Consider the following 18,701-nt stretch of genomic DNA (forward strand, 5'->3'; position numbering starts at 1 on the left):
GAAGCGAATAGTGCCTCAATGCCCCATATCAGTGCAAGCAAAACTGTATGTGCGGTGCAGCAAAAAGGGAGCGCCCAGAGGGAAACAGGCAGGCTGATGCCATCAGCCTGCCGGAGGGAAATACGTGGAAGTCAGGACTTTGTTGCGGGACGGGCGCTGGCCCACTGCACGGCCAGCACGCTGGCCAACACCAACAGCAAGCCCAGCATCGACCAGCCCGTCATGGCCTGGCCCAGCAAGGCCCAGCCCAGCACGACGGCCATCAGGGGGCTGAGCAAGCCCAGCGAGGACACGGCCACGGGCGACAGGCGGGCGATGCCGCGGAACCACAAGGCATACGCCAGCAGGGCGCCGGCCAGGCACAGGTAGGCGTAGGCCAGCACTTGCTGCACGGACAGTGCCGGCAAGGGCGCGTCGGCCAGCCAGGCGACGGGCGCCAGCATCAGGCCGCCGAGCAGCAATTGCCAGCCCGTCAGCGCCAGCACGGGCAAGTCCGGCTTCCAGCGCCGCGTCAGGTAAGTGCCGGCCGCCATGCAGGCCGTGCCACCCAGCGCGGCGGCGATGCCGATGGGTTCCCACACCGTGCGCGGCGACAACAGCAAGACGCCCATGCCGGCCACGCCCAGCACGCTGGCGCCCAGGGCCAGGCGGGCGGGCCGGCGCCCTTCCACGCCCCAGGCGAGCCCCATCACCAGCAGCGGCTGGATGGCCCCCACCACGGCCGCCAGGCCGCCCGGCAAGCGGTAGGCGGCCACGAACAGCAGCGCCTGGAACACGCCGATATTCAGGGCGGACAGGATCAGCACGCGGCCCCAGTCGCGCCGTGCGGGCAGGCGCCGCATCAGCAGCAGCAACAGCAGACCGGCCGGCAGCACGCGGATCAGGGCCGCCGTGAAGGGACGGTGCGGCGGCAGCAGTTCGGACGTGACGATATACGTGGAACCCCAGATCAGGGGCGCCAGCGCCGTGAGCAGAATATCGCCCCAGGCGGGGCGGACAAAGGAAGAGGTCATGAAACTATCTCGACATTAAGATAAAAGACCAGTGTGGGCGCGAACTATCTTGATGTCAAGATAAATACCTGCCTCCCTTGCCTGGCCGGCGGCGTAAAAAAACCCGGCATGGCCGGGCTTCTGGAATGCTGCAAGGCGGCAAGCTGCGCCGCCTGGATAGCTGCCTAATCGCGCATGCGGCGCAGGGTCGTCACCCGCATGCCGCCCATGCTGATCTGCGCCGTGCTGCCGTCGTCGCTGACGATAATGTCCATGGCCGCTTCGCCCGCGCCTTCCGGCGCGATCGTCACGGTATTGCCCTTGGTGGTGAAAGTGGCCCTGGTCGAAGTCCCGTTATTGATCACGCTGTCGCGTGTAAATTCCAGGACATTGCCCATCGCCGCCTGCCATTTTCCCACGGCCGGGTGACCGCCAAAGCTGAACACGCTTTTCAGCTTGTCCAGCATGCCCGCGCCCTGCGCCGCCCGCGCTTTGCCCATCACGCCGGTCATGGCCGCCTGGCTCATCTGCGCTTGGTCGATGACTTGCCACTGCTTGTCGACCAGCGCCAGCGGCAGCCGCACTTCCAGGTCGCCGTCCGGCAAGCGTTGCAGGATCAATGCGCGGTCCGGCGACTTGGCGAACCACGCCGCCTCATCGGTCAACGCCAGGGTGGCCTTGGCCATCGCCACCTGCTGTTCGCCCAGGTCGCGCATCTGATCGTAGCCGCTGACCTTGGCCACTTTCACGCCCTTGGCCACGCACAGCTTGTCGCCGCGCAAGGCCGCCTTGCCCGGCGCGGCCAGCGCGTAGACGAATTGCGATTGCGCAACCCAGCCGCCGCTGCTTTGCTCGACGGGAGTGTTGTACAGCCCGCTACGCACGAGGATATCCAGCCATTGCCGAGTGGAACTGTCGTACGACGCCACGCGGATCTCTTCCTTCTGATACGGCAAGTTGGCAAGGCACAGCAACTTGTCGCGCGCCGCCTCGTCGGCCGCCAGGTGGGCGTCGATGGCGCGGCTGAAACTGCTGGACGAGGCTGCCTCTGGCGCCAGCAACCACGCCAGTGCGCCACCGGCCACGACGACCACCGCCAGCACGCCGCCGGCAAGGAGGAGGTGGCGCCGCTGCACACCGGCCGGCTTGACGGGCGCGACGGGCGACGGCGCAGGTGCGGGCGACGGCGCGGCGTTTACGGCCTTGCCGCATTCATCGCAAAAACGCGCGCCGGGAACATGGGCGGTGCCGCATTGGGTGCAGAAGTGAGCCATGGCGTGCCTTTACTTGAGTTTATGCGCGCAATCGCCGCAGAAGACATCATCGGATGCGACCGGTGCCTTGCAGCTTGGGCACTGCAGGCTGTCAGCCGGCGCGGCGGCCGGTGCAGCGGCAGCGGCGGGCGCGGCGGGGGCGCTCGCCTGCTCGGCCAGGGCACGCGCGCGCTCGCGCGCTTCCTCGGCTTTTTTCTTGACCGTAGCCAGGCCGTCGTTCAGGCTCGCTTCCGAGGCGCTGAAGTCGACATTGCGCGTGGCGTCCAGGTAAATGATGCACACGCCCTTGGTAAAGATCAGGCCAGGCACTACGGCCGCGGCCGCCATCAGCAAGCCGCCGCCCAGGCCGGCTGCGACGATGTAGCCGGAACCGGAGCCGCCGCGACCCAGGCCCGCAGCCAGCGCATACATATTCATCTCGCCCAGGCTGAGGATGCCAGCCGACATGCCCGTGGTGAGCGACACGCCGGTACCGAGCACTCCAAAGATCAGCAGGGCCACAAACGCGGTGATCAGGAACAGCAGCACTTCCAGCAAGATCACGGACACCAGCTTGGTGCGCACGATCTGGTTCAGGCGGGCAATGATCTGGAACACGCTGGCGCCCGACCAGGCGGCAGGGCCGGCCAGCGGCAGCATCACGTAGAACAGTGCAAACACCAGCACGCCCAGCACGATGGCCGACAGCGGGAAAACGACCGCGTACAGCACGGGGCCGAGCACGGGGATCTTGCAGACGAACAAGATGATGGCGATGGCGATCATGGCCGCCAGCACGATCAGAAATTCAAGGAAGACGACCGCGATCAGGCGGTGGCTCGTGTACAGCGAAACGAGCACGGCATCCACCAGGCTCATGCCCGGCTGGCCTTGCGCATCGCGCATCAGCAGGATGCCCACGGCATTGGAACCGTAGAACATCACGAGGAAGGCCATCAAGGCGCCCAGGAAGGCCAGCAGCGCACTGCTCATGCCGCCGGCAAGCATCGTCAGCACGCCACCGACGAGCACGGCGCCGATGAAGGTCAGGGCCAGCAAGGCAATCGCGCGGAAGTTCCTGATGGCGTCGGTCGCTTCGATCAGCGAGCCCACGGCGGAAGAAAAGGGAAGAGGTTTAGCTGCTTCTGTGGAAATGGTCATGTCTAGCCTGAAAGGGGGAAATCGGGAGGGGACGGCCTGCCTGGCCGCCCCGTGGTAACACGGTGTTAGTAGGCCTGCGCCAGTTGCAGCTCGGATACAGGCGCCTGGCGCTGGACGATCTGCAGCTTGACGTCCTGGCCACCGACGCGCTTGCTATTCAGGTACAGGGCCGTGCGCACCGGGTAAATGCCCTGCGGCACGCCTTCGGGCATGGGAATCGAGAAGCCGCCCTTGTAGGCGCCGCTGCCGTTATTGCTGCTGACCACCTTGCGCACGGTTTTGATCAAGTCGCCATTTGGCTTGTACAGGCTCAATTCCTCTTCCACCAGCGGGTTCGGATCGCGCGTGCCGGCTGCCACTTCGATATACGAATTGGTCTGCGCCTTCTGGCCCGGACGCACGGAGGAAGGCGTAAAGCCCGTCTCGTATTTCACCAAGGTCGACTGCTCGGGCAGCTTGCCCTTGTTGGCCACCTTGTAGTCGGTCTGCACTTGCTGCGCCGTCTTGACTTGCTGGCTTTGATAATTCAAGGCCACGCAAGCGAGCGCGCCCAGGCTGGCGCCCAGGGCCGCGCCGCGCACGGTATTGTTGCCACCGCCCAGCAAGCCGCCCACGACGGCGCCGATGCCGGCCAGCATGGCCGTATTGCATTCGCCGCTGGCCGCTTCCGTGCCGGCGGCGGTGGTATTGCCGGTGGCGCCAGGGCCGCCCGGCGCGGCGCAACCGGCCAGCATCGAGGACACGACCAGCATCGCCACCAGGGGCTTGGCCATTTGTTTCAGGTTTTTCACGTTATTCTCCGGAAAGGTCAAAATAGGGGGAAGGCAAGCAGCGCGGCTTACTCGATCTGGATTTGCGACAGCGCCTTGTCCTGCGCTTCTTTCGCCTTGCGCTTGATGTCGAGCGCGTAGCGGTTGCCCGTGTCCATGCGCAACACGGCATTCGCGTTGGCAATGGCACAGTCGTATTTGCGCTGGCTCATGCAGTGGCTCGCTTCCGACAGGCTGTCCGTGATCACGCTTTCGAGACCGGAAGGCTTGCTGACAGGCGCGGCCGGCGGCGTCACCTTGATGGGCTTGGCGGGTTTTTCCGCGACAGGTGCCGGTGCAGGCGCTGGCGCTGGCGCCGGCGCCGGTGCAAGAGCTGCCGCTGGCTCAGGCTCAGGCTCGGCAGCAGGTGTCGCGGCATGGTCGGCCGTCGTGGCGCCATCGAGCGCAGGGTCGCTGATGGCCAGCGGCTGCTCGGCGGCAGCCGTCGTGTCTTCGGCGGGAAGCGTCGGCGTGGAGATTGGCGCGGGTTCGGCAGGCTTGGCTGACAGGTAATAGTATCCGCCTGCCGCACCCACTACCACTACCGCCGCGACGGCTGCGACGATCAGCTTGATGCGGCTGCCACCGGCCGGGCTGTCGGATGCCGCTGCGGGCACGCTGGCGGGTGCGGGAGTAGGTTCCGCTGCGGGGCCAGGATCGGCACGGCGCTTTTCCAGCACTGGCGCTGGCGGCGCGACAGGCTCCGCCACGGGCGCTGGGGCAGGCTCAGGTTCCGGCTCAGGCACGGGTATGGATGCAATGACGGGCTCAGGCTCGATAACGGGTACGCTCGCAGCCTCGATAAGCGGCTCGATCACGGGGGCGATCGCAGCCTCGATGACCGGCTCGATGACCGCTTCTGGCAGCGGCGGCGGCACCGCTGCGGCAACGGGCGCCACGGCAAAGCTGAATGCGCACTTGGGGCAGAACTTGGCGTCCGGCTTGCAGTCATGGCCGCACTGGCCGCAGGCTTTGCCTGGCACGGGAGGGGCGGCGGCAGGAGCAACGGCAAACGTCGTGCCGCAGGAAGAACAGAATTTTGCGCCCGGCTTATTCTCGGCCTGGCAGGAAAGGCATTTCAATTGGCATCTCTTTTCATCTAAACGCTGGAAGGCGCGTACGCTGGCGCTTGCCAGAATGGCAGCATTGTTGCCGTACGGCTAAATATTCAACGAGTATATTTTCAAACACCAAGTTGCCACAAGGGAAAATTGCCTTTTGCTCTATTCATTTTTTAAATATTGGTAAAAATTCTGCTGCCCCCACATTTTTGCGCCCCATCCTGGTGCGCAGATAACAAAAAACCCGGCAACGCTGTGTGCGTTGCCGGGTTTTCAGGCGATGCCCGGGTGCCGAGGGCCGTCTACTTGCGTCCGCCCCGTGCCGGCGCGGCATGGCCGCCCTTGGCTGGCGGCTTGCTGCCACGGCCCATCGGCACGGCGGCCGGCTTGGCCTTCGTCTTGATGGTCGACAAGATCGATGGACGCACCTTCGACTCGACGGCGGTCGCCTTCGGCGCCGCGGCCGTACCGCCCAGGGCGATACGGTTCTTGCCCGGCGTGACCTTGAACTTGTCCGGCGTGCCGGCGCCATGCGTCTGGCGGCTGCGTTCGCCGGCGGCCAGGCCGCCCGACTCGGACGAGGTCCAGGCAGGAATCAAATGCTTGTCGCCATTGCCGATCAAGTCGCCACGGCCCATGTTGACCAGCGCTTCGCGCAGGATAGGCCAGTTGGCCGGGTCCTGGTAGCGCAGGAACGCCTTGTGCGTGCGGCGGATCTTGCCGCTGCGCGCCGTTTCCACCACTTCCGAGTCTGCCGTGACCTTGCGCAAAGGATTCTTGCGCGTGTGATACATGGTCGTCGCCATGGCCATCGGCGTGGGCATGAAGGTTTGCACCTGGTCCAGCTTGAAATTGTTTTTCTTCAGCCACAGGGCCAGGTTCAGCATATCCACGTCCGTCGTGCCCGGATGGGCGGCGATGAAGTAGGGAATCAAATACTGCTTCTTGCCTGCTTCCAGGGAGAAACGGTCGAACATTTCCTTGAACTCATCATACGCGCCGATGCCGGGCTTCATCATCTTCGACAAAGTCCCCTCTTCCGTATGCTCGGGCGCGATTTTCAACAGGCCACCCACGTGGTGCGTCACCAGTTCCTTCACGTACTCGGGGGAACGCACGGCCAGGTCGTAGCGCAGGCCCGAGCTGATCAAGACTTTCTTGATGCCGGGAATGGCGCGCGCCTTGCGGTACAGGGAAATGAGCTTGCTGTGGTCCGTGCCCAGGTTGACGCAGATGGACGGGTACACGCAGGACAGCCGGCGGCACGAGACTTCGATCTCTTTTTCCTTGCAAGCGAGGCGGTACATATTCGCCGTCGGGCCACCCATATCGGAAATGGTGCCCGTAAAGCCTTTGGTTTTATCGCGGATATGTTCAATCTCGCGCAAAATCGACGGTTCCGAACGGCTCTGGATGATGCGTCCTTCATGCTCCGTGATCGAGCAGAAGGTGCAGCCGCCGAAGCAGCCGCGCATGATGTTGACGGAAAAGCGGATCATTTCCCAGGCGGGGATATGCGCCTTGCCATAGCTCGGGTGCGGGGCGCGCGCATAATTCATGTCGTACACGCCATCCATCTCGTCCATGGCCAGCGGCAGCGGCGGCGGGTTAAGCCACACGTCGCGTTCGCCGTGCGCCTGCACCATGGCGCGCGCATTGCCGGGATTCGATTCCAGATGGAACACGCGCGAAGCGTGCGCATACATGACGGGGTCATCCTTGACGACGTCGTAGGCGGGCAGGCGCACCACCGTCTTGTCGTGCTTTTCCTTGGCCATGGCCAGGCGTTCTTCGCGGCTCATGATGCGGATCGGCTTGATGACTTCGGCCGACTTCGACGCATTTTCCGTGGCGCAGGCGGTCTTGTCTTCCTGCACCATCTCGTACGGGCTGTAGTGCGGGTCGATCTTGCCGGGCACGTCGACGCGGGTGGAATTGTGCACGCCCCAGTCGTCGCCGGGCAGCCAGCCGGACGGCACCATGAAGGCCGTACCGCGCAAGTCGCGGATATCCTTGATCGATTCGCCGGCGGCCAGGCGGTGCGTCAGGTCGACCAGCGCCCGCTCGGCATTGCCGAAGATCAACAAATCAGCCTTGGAATCGGGCAAGACGGAACGGCGGACCTTGTCCGACCAGTAATCGTAATGGGCGATGCGGCGCAGCGACGCTTCGATGCTGCCGATGACGATGGGCACGTCGGGATACGCTTCGCGCGCGCGCTGGGCGTACACGGTGACGGCGCGGTCCGGGCGCTTGTTCGGTTCCGCGTTCGCCGTGTAGGCGTCGTCGGAGCGGATCTTGCGGTCGGCCGTGTACTGGTTGACCATGGAATCCATGTTGCCGGCGGTAATGCCGTAGTACAGGCGCGGCTTGCCGAGGATGCGGAAGGCGTCGGCCGACAGCCAGTCCGGCTGGCTGATGATGCCGACGCGGTAACCCTGCGCTTCGAGCAGGCGGCCGACCAGGGCCATGCCGAAACTCGGATGGTCGATGTAGGCGTCGCCCGTGACGAGGATGACGTCGCACTGGTCCCAGCCCAGCGTGTCCATCTCGGCACGCGACATCGGCAGGAAAGGCGCCACGGCAGCGCGGGCAGACCGCTTGGGAACGGTCGCAAATAAATTGGTAGGGGAGCTCATAGGGTACGGATTGTACCGGAATTGGCCATTTCCAACCTGACGGCCTGCTTTTTACTGTTGGATTTCAGTACAAAAAACGTTTAATTTTCAATCACTTGGGAAATTCCCATCAAGAAATTGTGACTGAGGAGCAGTTTTTTATCATTACATCAATACCGTCTCGGCGCCTCTCAAAACCGTAGCGAGCAAGCTCAATGCCGGGTTGAGTAGCGGAACCGTACGAAGGTACGGTGAGCAAGGCATGCCCGGCAGTGGGCTGCGCAGTAGGTTTTCAGAGGCGCATCAGATACCCATATTGGCGAGAATTTCACCCAATTCGCGTAAGGCAGGCTCCAGTTTCGGATGCTTGACGGCAAACTTGGCCGACAATTCCTGGCTGCGCTCGGCCAGTCCATAGGTGGTCGACTCTTCTTCCTGTTCCTGCGCGGCACGCTTTTCCATCAGCAACTTGATGTCGACATCGAGTTTTTGCAGCAAACCATGCAGTTCTTCATCGACGGGGCCGCTGGTTTCCAGTGTCGAATGCAGTTGTTGCAGCGATTCCTTGAGTTTGCTATCCATGTTTTTTCCTGTCAGTCAGTAAATTGCGTGTCCAGAAACAATTGTTCCACCTTGCTCCTGGCCCACGGGGTCTTGCGCAAAAACTTCAGGCTCGACTTGATGCTGGGATCGCTGATGAAGCAATTGATATCGATGTGCTTGGCCAAGCCGTCCCAACCGTAGTGGGCGTGCAGGCGCGTCACGATACCTTCCAGGGTAATGCCATTCAAATCTTGCTGACTCATATACTCTTTCGACTGCCTTCTTGTTTACATCTTACTCAATTCTACGCCGCCGGCACGGAAAGCTTGCGTGCGCCAGGTCAACGCAACGCAAGCTTCTGATGGGGACGTCTTACTTGGCGTTCAAGCCGCGGCGTTCCAGCAATGGTTCCACGGTGGCATCGCGGCCGCGGAAGTCGCGGAACAGCTGCAGCGCATCGACACTGCCGCCGCGCGACAGCAATTTGCTGCGGAACCAGTCGCCATTTTTGCGCGTCAGGCCGCCGTTTTCCTTGAACCAGTTGACCGATTCCGCATCCAGCTTTTCCGACCACAGGTAGGCGTAATACGCCGCCGAGTAGCCGCCGGAGAAGCTGTGCGAGAAGTAGCTGGTGCGGTAGCGCGGCGGCACGGGCGCGTAATCGACGCCCGCATCCTTCAGCGATGCCGCTTCAAAGGCCAGCACGTCGGTCGGGACCTGGCTCGGCGCCAGCTGGTGCCAGCGCTGGTCCAGCAGGGCCGCCGACAGGTATTCCGTCGTCATGAAACCCTGGTTGAATTTCTTCGCCGCCGTCACCTTGTCGAGCAATTCCTGCGGCATGGCCGCGCCGCTCTGGTAGTGCTTGGCATAGTTTTGCAGCACTTCCGGCCACACGGCCCACATTTCATTGACTTGCGATGGATACTCGACGAAGTCGCTCGGCACGCTGGTGCCGGCAAAGCGCGGGTATTTCACGTTCGAAAACATGCCGTGCAGCGCATGGCCGAATTCGTGGAACATGGTCGTCACTTCATCGAACGTCAACAAGGTCGGCTGGCCGGCGGGCGGCTTCGGAATGTTCAGCTGGTTGGCGACGACGGGATGCGTGCCCATCAGCATTGACTGCGACACGTATTCATTCATCCATGCGCCGCCATGCTTGTTGCCGCGCGCATAGAAGTCGGCGATGAACAGGGCCAGCGGCTTGCCGTTGGCGTCGAGCACATCGTAGACGCGCACATCCGGGTTGTACACCGGCAAGTCCTTGCGTTCTTTGAAGCTGATGCCGTACAGTTTGTTGGCGGCAAAGAAGACGCCGTTGTTCAGCACGCTGTTCAATTCCAGGTACGGTTTCAACTCGTTTTCATCGAAATTGAAACGCTGCTTGCGCAGCTTGTCCGTGTAGATGGCCCAATCGGCCGCAGCCACCTGGAAACCGCCCTTCTCGGCATCGACGATTTGCTGCAGGTCGGCCGCTTCGCGGCGCGCATTGGCGACGGCCGGTTTCGCCAATTCCGACAGCAGGGTATTGACGGCCGTGGTCGTCTTGGCCGTCTGGTCTTCCAGCGAGTACGCGGCGTAGTTGGCGTAACCGAGCAGGGTGGCCCGTTCGGCGCGCAGCTTGGCCAGCTTCAGCACGATGGCGCGGTTGTCGAACTCGCCGCCCTGGCTGCCGCGGTTCAGCGACGCATCCATCAGGCGCTGGCGCGTCTTGCGATCCATCAATACCGCCAGCGGCGGCTGGCCGCTGGTGTTCACGAGGGCGATGACGAACTTGCCGTTCAAGCCACGCTCCTTGGCTGCCGTGGCGGCCGTATCGATATCGCTGTCCGTCATGCCGGCCAGCTCAAGACGCGTGTCGACGACGATGCTCTTGGCATTCGTTTCCTTCAGCACGTTTTGCGCGAAGGCCGTTTCCAGGCCCGCCTGTTCGGCGTTATAGGCTTTCAGTTTTTCCTTGTCCGCATCGGACAGCTTGGCGCCGGCGCGCACGAAATCCGTGTGATAGCGTTCCAGCAGGCGCAAGGATTCGGCATCCAGGCCCAGCTTGTCGCGCTTGGCGTACAGGGTGTCGATGCGGTTAAACAGTTTCGGATTCAGGGTGATGGCGTCGCCATGCGCGGCCAGCTTCGGCGACACGTCCACTTCCACCGCTTCCAGCACGCTGTTCGTGTTGGTCGAGGTCATGTTGCTGAAGATGCTTTGCACGCGGTGCAGCAACTGCCCCGTGCGCTCGAGGGCCACGATGGTGTTCTCGAACGTGGGCGCCTGGCGGTTGCTGGCAATCGCGTTGACTTCGGCCAGCTGGCGTTTCATGCCTTCGGCAAACGCCGGCGCGTAGTGTTCATCCTTGATCAGGCCGAACTGCGGCATCTGGAATGGCAGCGGGCTCGCTTTGAGCAGGGGGTTCTGCGCGCTGACGGCGGCGGCAGGCGCGGTTTTTGCAGTGGCGGCAGCCATGGCGGATGGGGCGGCGTGGGCCAGCATGACGCTGGCGGCGATGACGAGCAGTTGTGGACGGATCATGACATCTTTCAGGAAGCGCGGGAAGAACCGCGATCGCGTCGCGGGCCAGTGGCAGATCATAGCAGTCTGTCACACAGGCGTCATCCAACATGGGCGATCCTGTGGTGCATCACGCCAACTGCGCGGTTTACCACGGTTTACGAGCAGAATCGCCAAATAAAAATGGCCGCCCGTTGCGGGGCGGCCATCGATATTCAGCACCGGCCAGGCCGGTGACGGGAGATTACTTGCCGTTCAAGCCACGGCGTTCCAGCAGCGGCTCGATCTTCGCATCGCGGCCGCGGAAGTTGCGGTAGATATCGAGCGCATCGGCGCTGCCGCCGCGCGACAGCAGTTTATTGCGGAACCAGTCGCCGTTCTTGCGCGTCAAGCCGCCGTTTTCCTTGAACCACTCGACCGTGTCGGCGTCGAGCTTTTCCGACCACAGATACGCGTAGTAGCCGGCCGAATAACCGCCCGCGAACGCGTGCGAGAAATACGTGGTGCGGTAGCGCGGCGGCGCCGGCGCGAAATCGACGCCCGCGTCGCTCAAGGCGGTCTTTTCAAACGCCAGCACGTCGGTCGGGATCTGCGCCGGGGTCAGCTGGTGCCAGCGCTGGTCCAGCAGGGCCGACGCCAGGTATTCCGTGGTTTTATAGCCCTGGTTGAAATTGTCGGCCGCCGTCACCTTCGCCAGCAGCTCGGCCGGGATGGCCGCGCCCGTCTGATAGTGCTTGGCGTAGTTTTGCAGCACTTCCGGCCACAGCGCCCACATTTCATTGACTTGCGACGGGTATTCGACGAAGTCGCGCGGCACGCTGGTGCCGGCGAAGCGCGGGTATTTCACGTTCGAGAACATGCCGTGCAGCGCATGGCCGAATTCGTGGAACATGGTGTTGACTTCGTCAAACGTCATCAGGGTCGGCTGGCCCGCTTCCGGCTTCGGAATGTTGAGGTTATTCGCAATCACCGGCTTGCGGTTCAGCAAGGTCGACTGGCCCACGTAGGCATTCGCCCAGGCGCCGCCGCGCTTGTTGCTGCGCGCGTAAGGGTCCAGGGTAAAGATGGCCAGCTGCGTGCCGTCTTCATTGAAGACGTCGTACACCAGCATGTCGGTGTTGTAGACGGGCAAGTCGGTGCGCTGCTTGAAGGTCAAGCCGTACAATTTACCTGCGGCAAAGAACACGCCCTTGGTCAGCACGCTGTGCATTTCAAAGTACGGTTTGAGTTGATTTTCATCAAAGTTGTAGCGTTCGGCGCGTACCTTGTCGCTGTAGAAGGCCCAGTCGGCGGCACCTACCTTGAAGCCGCCTTTGCCTGCATCGATGACCTTCTGGATATCGTCCGCTTCACGGCGCGCATTGACGACGGCCGGCTTCGCCAGCTCGCCCAGCAAAGCGTTCACGGCGGTCGTGTCGTGCGCCGTCTGGTCTTCCAGCGAGTAGGCCGCGTAGTTCGGGTAGCCCATCAGCGCGGCACGTTCGGCGCGCAGTTTCGCCAGTTCCAGCACTTCCTGGGTGTTGTCGAACTCGCCGCCACGGCTGCCGCGCGCTTGCGAAGCGGCCATGATGCGTTCGCGCACGGCGCGATTGGTCAGCAGCGACAGCGGCGCCTGGCCCGTCGTGTTGACGAGGGCGATCACGTATTTACCGTCCAGGCCGCGCTTCTTGGCCAGGCCGGCGGCCACTTCGATGGCGGCCGGCGACAGGCCGTCCAGCTCTTCACGCGTATCGACGACGACGGCCGAGGCGTTCAATTCTTTCAGCACGTTCTGTGCGAACTTGGTCGACAGGGCAGCCAGCTGGCCGTTGTAGGCGCGCAGCTTTTCCTTGTCCGCCGCCGACAGTTTGGCGCCCGCGCGCACGAAGTCCGTGTGATAGCGTTCCAGCAAGCGTTTCGATTCCGCATCGAGGCCCAGCTTGCCGCGCTTGGCGTACAGGGTATCGATGCGCTTGAACAATTTGTCGTTGAGCATGATCGCGTCGCTGTGGGCCGCCATTTTCGGCGCCAGTTCGCGTTCCAGGCCCTGGATCGTGTCATTCGTGTTCGAACCGGACATCACGGAAAACACGGTGCGCACGCGGCTCAGCAGCTGGCCCGAGCGTTCCATGGCCACGATGGTGTTGTCGAAGGTGGCTGCTTTCGGGTTATTTGCGATGGCATTGATTTCCGCCAGGTTGGCGGCCATGCCTGCCGTAAAGGCGGGCGCGTAGTCGGCGTCCTGCACCTTGTCGAACGGCGGATAGTTGAAAGGCAGGCTGCTGGCCTGCGCAAACGGGTTCGAAACGGGCAGCGCCGCGGCCGCGGTAGCGGCGGTGGTTGGCGCGGTGGTGGCGGTAGCGGCAAAAGCGGCTGGCGCCAGCATCAGGCTGGCGGCGATGACGAGCATTGTTGGACGGGTCATGTCTACTTTCAAGGAACGCAAGAGAGCCGCGATTGTGTCGCGGGCCAGCCTGAAATAATAACAGCCTGAAACACTTGCGTCACCAGCAACTACCGATGGTAGCGCGCCAGCCAGTGATGAACGGTTTTCATGCGCCCCGCATCACGATGCCGATTTAGTAATGCGGCGGACGTTCGTTGACCAGCCCGCCATTTGCCTGCTGCGCCCCGTCGCGCACGTGCTCGCCCAGCTTGTGCAGCATGGCTTCCAGCTGGTCGATGCGCTTGCCCTGCTGGTACACCATCTGGTTCAGCGACTCGACCAGGTCTTCCTGCTGCGCCAGCTTGATTTCGATATCGACGAAACGTATTTCCATCTGTTCTGCATTGTCCATGGTGCTTCTGCTCATTTCTGACTGAAAGCGGCATTCTACCGCCGCAGCGGCGTGCGCCAGGACAAACAAACGGCATTCGTCCCGGTGCGGCGCCGATTCTTGCCTATTCTCTCCTTATAGCTTGATCAAGCCGCTTGACGAATGAGAACAAACGATTACAATGGTTGAACCAACACCAACACCAACCGAGCCACTGCTGATTGACACGCGCAAGACGGCCGAATATCGGCGCTGGGAAGATTCCCTGCACGATGTGGCGGCCGCCGCCATCGATGCGCGCATCAAGCATTTGCAGCACGGTAAAAAGGGCGACTGGCGGCCAGTGGGTGAAGGCGTGTGCGAACTGCGTTTTTTACAGACGGGACCGGGCTGGCGCGTGTATTTTCATGAAACGAACCGGGGCACCCTGATCTTGCTGCTGTTGGGCGGCAATAAATCCAGCCAGCAGCGCGACATCAGGCAGGCGCAAGCCATCCTGCGGGAGCTGAAAGCCCGGCAGGCGGCCCTCAAGAAAGCAGCAGCAAGCCCCTCGACAGGAGTACGAAAGAAATGAACCACGACATCGACCACGACACCTTCGACCTCGACGACCTGGAAGCATTGGGACTGAGCAAATTCGACCCGACGCAACACCTGACCAGCAAGGCCGCCGTGGCCGCTTACATGAGCGAAATCGTCGCCACCGGCAATGCCGAACTGTTCCAGTCGGCCATGAACGACGTGGTGCGCGCCTACGGCATGGGCAAGGTGGCGGCCCGTGCCGACATCACGCGTGAAGGCGCGTATAAAGCCTTGCGCGAAGGCAGCAAGCCGCGCTTCGAAACCATCTTGAAAATGCTCGATGCGCTGGGCATGCAGCTGGCCATCGTGCCGAAAACCACGCCGGACGGCGCCGTGGAAGCCTGAGCGCCGCTCAAGCCTTGGGCGCGGCAAGCAAGGCCTTCATGCGCGCCAGCCGTTCTTTCGGCGAAATCACTTCCGCCTCCGTGGGCACGGCGTCGCCCACGTCGAGTTGCATTTCCTTGATGAAACGCGACGGGTCGCAATGGACTTGCTCGCCGGCCCGCTTGCGCTTCTTGCACCAGGTGACGTGCAAGGTGCGCTGCGCGCGCGTGATGCCCACGTACATCAAGCGGCGCTCTTCCTGAATGCGTGCGGCGATGGTTTCGGCCGGCGCATCCGCGTCGCCCTTGTGCGGCAAGATCCCCTCTTCCACGCCGACCAGGAATACGTGCGGAAACTCCAGGCCTTTCGACGCGTGCAGGGTCGACATGCGCACGGCGTCCTGCTCCTCGTCCTTGCCTTCCAGCATGGTCATCAGGGCCACCATCTGCGTCAATTCCAGCACGTTCTTTTCTTCGCCGTCGCGGTCCTTGCCGCCCCGGCCCCGCTCCTTGAGCCAGTTGACGAATTCCAGTACGTTCTGCCACTTGCTTTGCGCTTGTCGTTCCTCGAAGGCATCGTACAGATACGATTCGTAGTGGATTTCCTTCATCATGTCGTCCAGCACTTCGGCCGCGTTGTCGCCGCTGCCGGCCGCACCCGGGCGGCTGGCGCGCGATTCCAGGTCGTTGATGAAGTTGCAGAAGTCCCGCAACGGCCCCAGCTGGCGATCCGTCAGTTTGGCCTCGATGCCGCCCTTGAAAACGGCCTGGAACAGCGAGCACTGCCACTGGCCCGAAAACGCGCCCAGCACCTCCAGCGTCGACTGGCCCACGCCCCGGCGCGGCGTCGTCACGGCGCGGATAAACGCCGGATCGTCGTCTTCGTTCGCCAGCAGGCGCAGATAGCTGATGATGTCCTTGATCTCGGCCTTGTCGAAGAAACTCTGGCCGCCCGAAATCGTGTACGGGATGCGCTCCTTGCGCAGACACTGCTCGATGATGCGCGCCTGGTGGTTGCCGCGGTACAAAATGGCGTAATCCGAAAATTTGTTCTTGCGCTCGAAATGGTCGGCCGAGATCATGATGGCGACCTGCTCCGCCTCCTGCTCGTCCGTCTGCATGCCCAGCACCTTGATCGGCTCGCCCAGGCCATGTTCCGACCACAGCGACTTTTCAAACAATTTGGGATTGTTGCCGATGACGGCATTGGCCGCATTGAGCACGCGCATGGTGGAGCGATAATTCTGCTCCAGCTTGATCACGCGCAAATCGGGGAAATCCGTCTCCAGGGTCTTCAGGTTTTCCACGGTGGCGCCGCGCCACGCATAGATCGCCTGGTCGTCGTCGCCCACGGCCGTAAACATCGGCTTCTTGCCGATGCCCGTCACCATCAGTTTCACCAGTTCGTACTGGCAAGTGTTCGTATCCTGGTATTCATCGACCAGCAGATAGCGCAGGCGGCGCTGCCACTTGTCGCGCACGGGGCCGTTGTTGCGGAACAGTTCCACCGGCAAGCGGATCAGATCGTCGAAATCGACGGCCTGGTAGGCGGACAGCGTTGCCACGTAGCTGCGGTAGATGCGCGCCGCATTCGCCTCATCCTCATCCTTGGCTTGCGCCAGGGCCATGTCCGGATCGATCAGGCCATTTTTCCACAAGGACATGGCGTTCTGGATGCCACGGATCACCTGTTTATCGGTGGTAATGGCGAGGTCTTGCACGAGGGAAAAACAGTCGTCGCTGTCCATGATGGAAAAGCGGTCCTTCAGCCCCACACCATTGGCTTCCTGGCGCAGGATTTTCACGCCCAGCGAGTGGAAAGTCGACACCGTCAACTGCTTGGCCTGGCGCGGCTGTTTCAACAGCTTGGCGATGCGTTCCTGCATTTCCAGTGCCGCCTTGTTGGTGAAGGTCAAGGCGGCGATGGTGCGCGGGTCATAGCCCCGGTCTTCGATCAGATGGGCGATCTTTTGCGTGATCACGCGCGTCTTGCCCGAGCCGGCGCCCGCCAGCACCAGGCAGGGGCCGTCGAGGTAGGTAACCGCTTCGCTTTGGGGCGCATTCAGACCGAACTGTGGTGCTTTGGACATCAGGGTATTTCCGCAGGGAACAGCAGCCCATTGTAACAGCGTCGCGCCCGCCTTTTGCACGCTGGCGCATGCCCGAAAAACAGGCAATGGCATTGATATATCGCCATATGCCGCCATCTGGGCCGCTGCAATGCGTGCGGCGATGCCACGCCTGGAGTACCATTCCGCCTATATCGCCCCTGCGCGCCCACTTACCGAATGGCAGTCCCATGAAATTTGAACACCTGATTGAAATCAACGATCCATTGAACCCGCTGATCGACACCTTGACCCTGGAGCAAGTCTGGCGCGGCCTCGTCTTGCGCGCCGAATCGCCGAAACTGTTCGTGCCCCACCTGGACGAATGCCAGATCAGCGAGCGCAGCGACGCCGGTTTCGCGCGCAGCCTGCGCTATGGCGAACTGGTCATCAACGACAAGGTGGTGCTGGTGCCGCAACTGCAGGTGCGCTACGAAGTGCCGGCGCAAAAGGATATCAGCGCCTCCTCGCTGGTGATGACCATCGAGATGCCCGACGAAGCGAGCCTGTGGGTGCGCTTCCAGTACGACGACGGCCACGACGCGGCCACCGATGCGGCCAACGCCCTGTACGACGACTTCCGCCGCTCCGCCTACAAGGAGTCCGACATCGACACCGTGCGCATCATGCGCGAACTGGCGCTCGAAGGGCGGCTCGATGCGGGTTTGCTGAATTAAGCTATTCGTGTAGAGAGTGTCTGGAAAACGCTCAGGGCTAGGCGCATTGCCGAAGGCAGTACGAAAGTACGACCAGGCAATGCAACAACGCCATGGGCGTCTTTCCAGGCGCTCTACGTTCTTGCGCTGCGGCCCCACAGCTGGTCGGGCCGGAACTGCAAGCCCGCCTGCTCCGCGCTGAGCACTTCGCGGATGGCGTGCAAGTCCACGCGCGTATCGCGCCGCAGCGGCACGTCCAGGCGCGCGCCGCGGGGGCCGATCAGCGATTGCACGTGGGGCGTGGTGGCATTCAAGCCCTTGCGCGTGACGACGCCGATTTCTCCATTCAGCAGTTTCACGAAGGTGCCGACGGGGTAGATGCCCAGCTCGCGCACCAGCAGCGAGGCCAGCGGCGCATCCAGGGTGGCCTTGTCGGCCATCAGCATTTCGCGCAGGGCCACGTTCGGCAGCAAGGGCTGGCGGTAGCTGCGCTTCGACACGCGCGCGCAATAGCGGTCGGCCAGCATGATCAGGCGGGCGCCGATGCCGATCGCCTCGCCTTGCGTGCCCAGCGGATAGCCGCTGCCGTCGATATTTTCATGGTGCTGCAACACGGCTTGCAGCCAGACGGCGTCCGTCACGCCCGTCGCGCGCAGCAAGTCGACACCGGCTTGCGGATGGGCGCGCAAATAGGCGCGTTCCTGCGCATCCAGCGGCCCCGCCTTGTGCTGGAAATCCGCATGGCGTTCCAGCATGCCCACATTCATGCTCAGCGCGGCCAGCACCACGCTGCGGATCACGCCCTCACGAGTTTCAGGGCGCGCGCCAGCAGGGCCGTGATGACGGCCGTGTCGACGCTGTGGCGCACGGCAAAGTCGCCCGCGCCCTGATTGTGCAAGATGCAGGCCAGCGCCACGTCGGCGTCCAGCACGACAGCTTCTTCCACCAGCTGCGCCAGCGCGGCCAGCGGTGCGTGGCTGCCCGCTTGCCCGGAGGCAATCGTCGGCAAGACGAGGGCCAGGCCCGCCGTGACAAGGTTCAGCATGCGCAAGGCCGACGGCGCTTCCGTGGCCGTGCGCGGCACGTCGGCACTGGCATCGGCGATGACGCCGCGCGCCAGCAGCAATTCGATCTGGTTTTCGCTGCTGATGACATGGCCCAGCCTGGCCAGCAAGCCGCCCGTTTCGCCGTGCACGTCCCAGGGCAGGGCCACGCCCAGTGCGAGTTCTCCCGCGTAAATGCGCCGAATTTTCACATCGTCTCCATCATCGCCTGCACCCGCCTGTTTTTACCATCCTGGCATCAGCGGTATGTACCGATTGAAATGTTTTTTG

Annotated in this window: 17 protein-coding genes and 1 pseudogene; 3 read left to right on the forward strand and 15 right to left on the reverse strand. The window is 62.6% G+C overall.

Translation table 11 applies throughout. The annotated features are described in order from the left end of the window. Window positions 1–131: 131 nt before the first annotated feature. From OX459_RS25150 to OX459_RS25205, 12 genes and pseudogenes are all read right to left on the reverse strand, one after another. Window positions 132–1,013, reverse strand: a complete 882-nt coding sequence (locus tag OX459_RS25150; RefSeq protein WP_289906998.1) for an EamA family transporter — start codon at window positions 1,011–1,013, stop codon at window positions 132–134. A 164-nt stretch (window positions 1,014–1,177) separates the two neighbouring features. Continuing rightward, window positions 1,178–2,266 carry a zinc ribbon domain-containing protein gene (locus OX459_RS25155; protein WP_289907000.1) on the reverse strand — a complete coding sequence of 363 codons (1,089 nt, stop codon included), beginning with the start codon at window positions 2,264–2,266 and terminating at the stop codon, window positions 1,178–1,180. Window positions 2,267–2,275: 9 nt separating this feature from the next. Beyond that, window positions 2,276–3,406 carry a zinc ribbon domain-containing protein gene (locus tag OX459_RS25160; RefSeq protein ID WP_289907001.1) on the reverse strand — a complete coding sequence of 377 codons (1,131 nt, stop codon included), beginning with the start codon at window positions 3,404–3,406 and terminating at the stop codon, window positions 2,276–2,278. 65 nt (window positions 3,407–3,471) lie between these two features. Further along, window positions 3,472–4,197 carry a hypothetical protein gene (locus OX459_RS25165; RefSeq protein WP_289907002.1) on the reverse strand — a complete coding sequence of 242 codons (726 nt, stop codon included), beginning with the start codon at window positions 4,195–4,197 and terminating at the stop codon, window positions 3,472–3,474. Window positions 4,198–4,244: 47 nt separating this feature from the next. Then, complete coding sequence (locus tag OX459_RS25170; RefSeq protein ID WP_289907003.1) at window positions 4,245–4,925, reverse strand: hypothetical protein; 681 nt, start codon at window positions 4,923–4,925, stop codon at window positions 4,245–4,247. A gap of 264 nt (window positions 4,926–5,189) precedes the next feature. Next, a pseudogene (locus OX459_RS28075) lies at window positions 5,190–5,297 on the reverse strand (zinc-ribbon domain-containing protein); the annotation flags it as partial. 281 nt (window positions 5,298–5,578) lie between these two features. Continuing rightward, a complete protein-coding gene (locus OX459_RS25180; protein WP_289900575.1) occupies window positions 5,579–7,840 on the reverse strand; it encodes a YgiQ family radical SAM protein in 2,262 nt (753 codons plus the stop codon). 357 nt (window positions 7,841–8,197) lie between these two features. Next, window positions 8,198–8,476: a DUF4404 family protein gene (locus tag OX459_RS25185; protein ID WP_034753883.1), complete on the reverse strand. Its 279-nt coding sequence runs from the start codon at window positions 8,474–8,476 to the stop codon at window positions 8,198–8,200. An 11-nt stretch (window positions 8,477–8,487) separates the two neighbouring features. Continuing rightward, complete coding sequence (locus OX459_RS25190; protein ID WP_070219603.1) at window positions 8,488–8,700, reverse strand: VF530 family protein; 213 nt, start codon at window positions 8,698–8,700, stop codon at window positions 8,488–8,490. Between the two features lie 109 nt (window positions 8,701–8,809). Further along, the gene (locus OX459_RS25195) at window positions 8,810–10,963 is read right to left on the reverse strand and encodes a M3 family metallopeptidase (protein WP_289907006.1); all 2,154 of its coding nucleotides are present in this window, start codon (window positions 10,961–10,963) and stop codon (window positions 8,810–8,812) included. Between the two features lie 223 nt (window positions 10,964–11,186). Continuing rightward, window positions 11,187–13,346 (reverse strand): M3 family metallopeptidase, encoded by a 2,160-nt coding sequence (locus OX459_RS25200; protein ID WP_289907007.1) that lies wholly within the window; start codon window positions 13,344–13,346, stop codon window positions 11,187–11,189. Window positions 13,347–13,500: 154 nt separating this feature from the next. Further along, window positions 13,501–13,719, reverse strand: a complete 219-nt coding sequence (locus OX459_RS25205) for a SlyX family protein (protein WP_046683207.1) — start codon at window positions 13,717–13,719, stop codon at window positions 13,501–13,503. Window positions 13,720–13,879: 160 nt separating this feature from the next. On the opposite strand from OX459_RS25205, the gene OX459_RS25210 reads away from it, so the two are divergent. Together OX459_RS25210 and OX459_RS25215 are read left to right on the forward strand one after the other, a co-directional pair. Further along, complete coding sequence (locus tag OX459_RS25210) at window positions 13,880–14,272, forward strand: type II toxin-antitoxin system RelE/ParE family toxin (RefSeq protein WP_251351553.1); 393 nt, start codon at window positions 13,880–13,882, stop codon at window positions 14,270–14,272. Continuing rightward, window positions 14,269–14,625, forward strand: a complete 357-nt coding sequence (locus tag OX459_RS25215; protein WP_052140027.1) for an addiction module antidote protein — start codon at window positions 14,269–14,271, stop codon at window positions 14,623–14,625. Before OX459_RS25210 ends, OX459_RS25215 begins: the two co-directional genes overlap by 4 nt. Window positions 14,626–14,632: 7 nt before the next feature. On the opposite strand, the gene OX459_RS25220 is transcribed toward OX459_RS25215, so the two are convergent. Further along, window positions 14,633–16,693, reverse strand: coding sequence for a UvrD-helicase domain-containing protein (locus tag OX459_RS25220; protein ID WP_086137636.1), 2,061 nt, complete (start codon window positions 16,691–16,693; stop codon window positions 14,633–14,635). Window positions 16,694–16,902: 209 nt separating this feature from the next. Between OX459_RS25220 and OX459_RS25225 the strand changes: the two genes are divergently transcribed. After that, window positions 16,903–17,388, forward strand: coding sequence for an SRPBCC family protein (locus OX459_RS25225; protein WP_099666092.1), 486 nt, complete (start codon window positions 16,903–16,905; stop codon window positions 17,386–17,388). Window positions 17,389–17,501: 113 nt separating this feature from the next. Here OX459_RS25225 and OX459_RS25230 read toward each other — a convergent pair whose 3' ends face one another. Together OX459_RS25230 and OX459_RS25235 are read right to left on the reverse strand one after the other, a co-directional pair. Then, a complete protein-coding gene (locus tag OX459_RS25230) occupies window positions 17,502–18,167 on the reverse strand; it encodes an HD domain-containing phosphohydrolase (protein ID WP_289907010.1) in 666 nt (221 codons plus the stop codon). Then, window positions 18,164–18,622, reverse strand: a complete 459-nt coding sequence (locus OX459_RS25235; RefSeq protein WP_289907012.1) for a hypothetical protein — start codon at window positions 18,620–18,622, stop codon at window positions 18,164–18,166. Before OX459_RS25235 ends, OX459_RS25230 begins: the two co-directional genes overlap by 4 nt. Window positions 18,623–18,701: the final 79 nt, after the last annotated feature.

Origin of the sequence: Janthinobacterium sp. SUN026, assembly GCF_030397625.1 — a bacterium.
In the GTDB taxonomy this organism is placed as follows: Bacteria; Pseudomonadota; Gammaproteobacteria; order Burkholderiales; family Burkholderiaceae_D; genus Janthinobacterium; species Janthinobacterium kumbetense.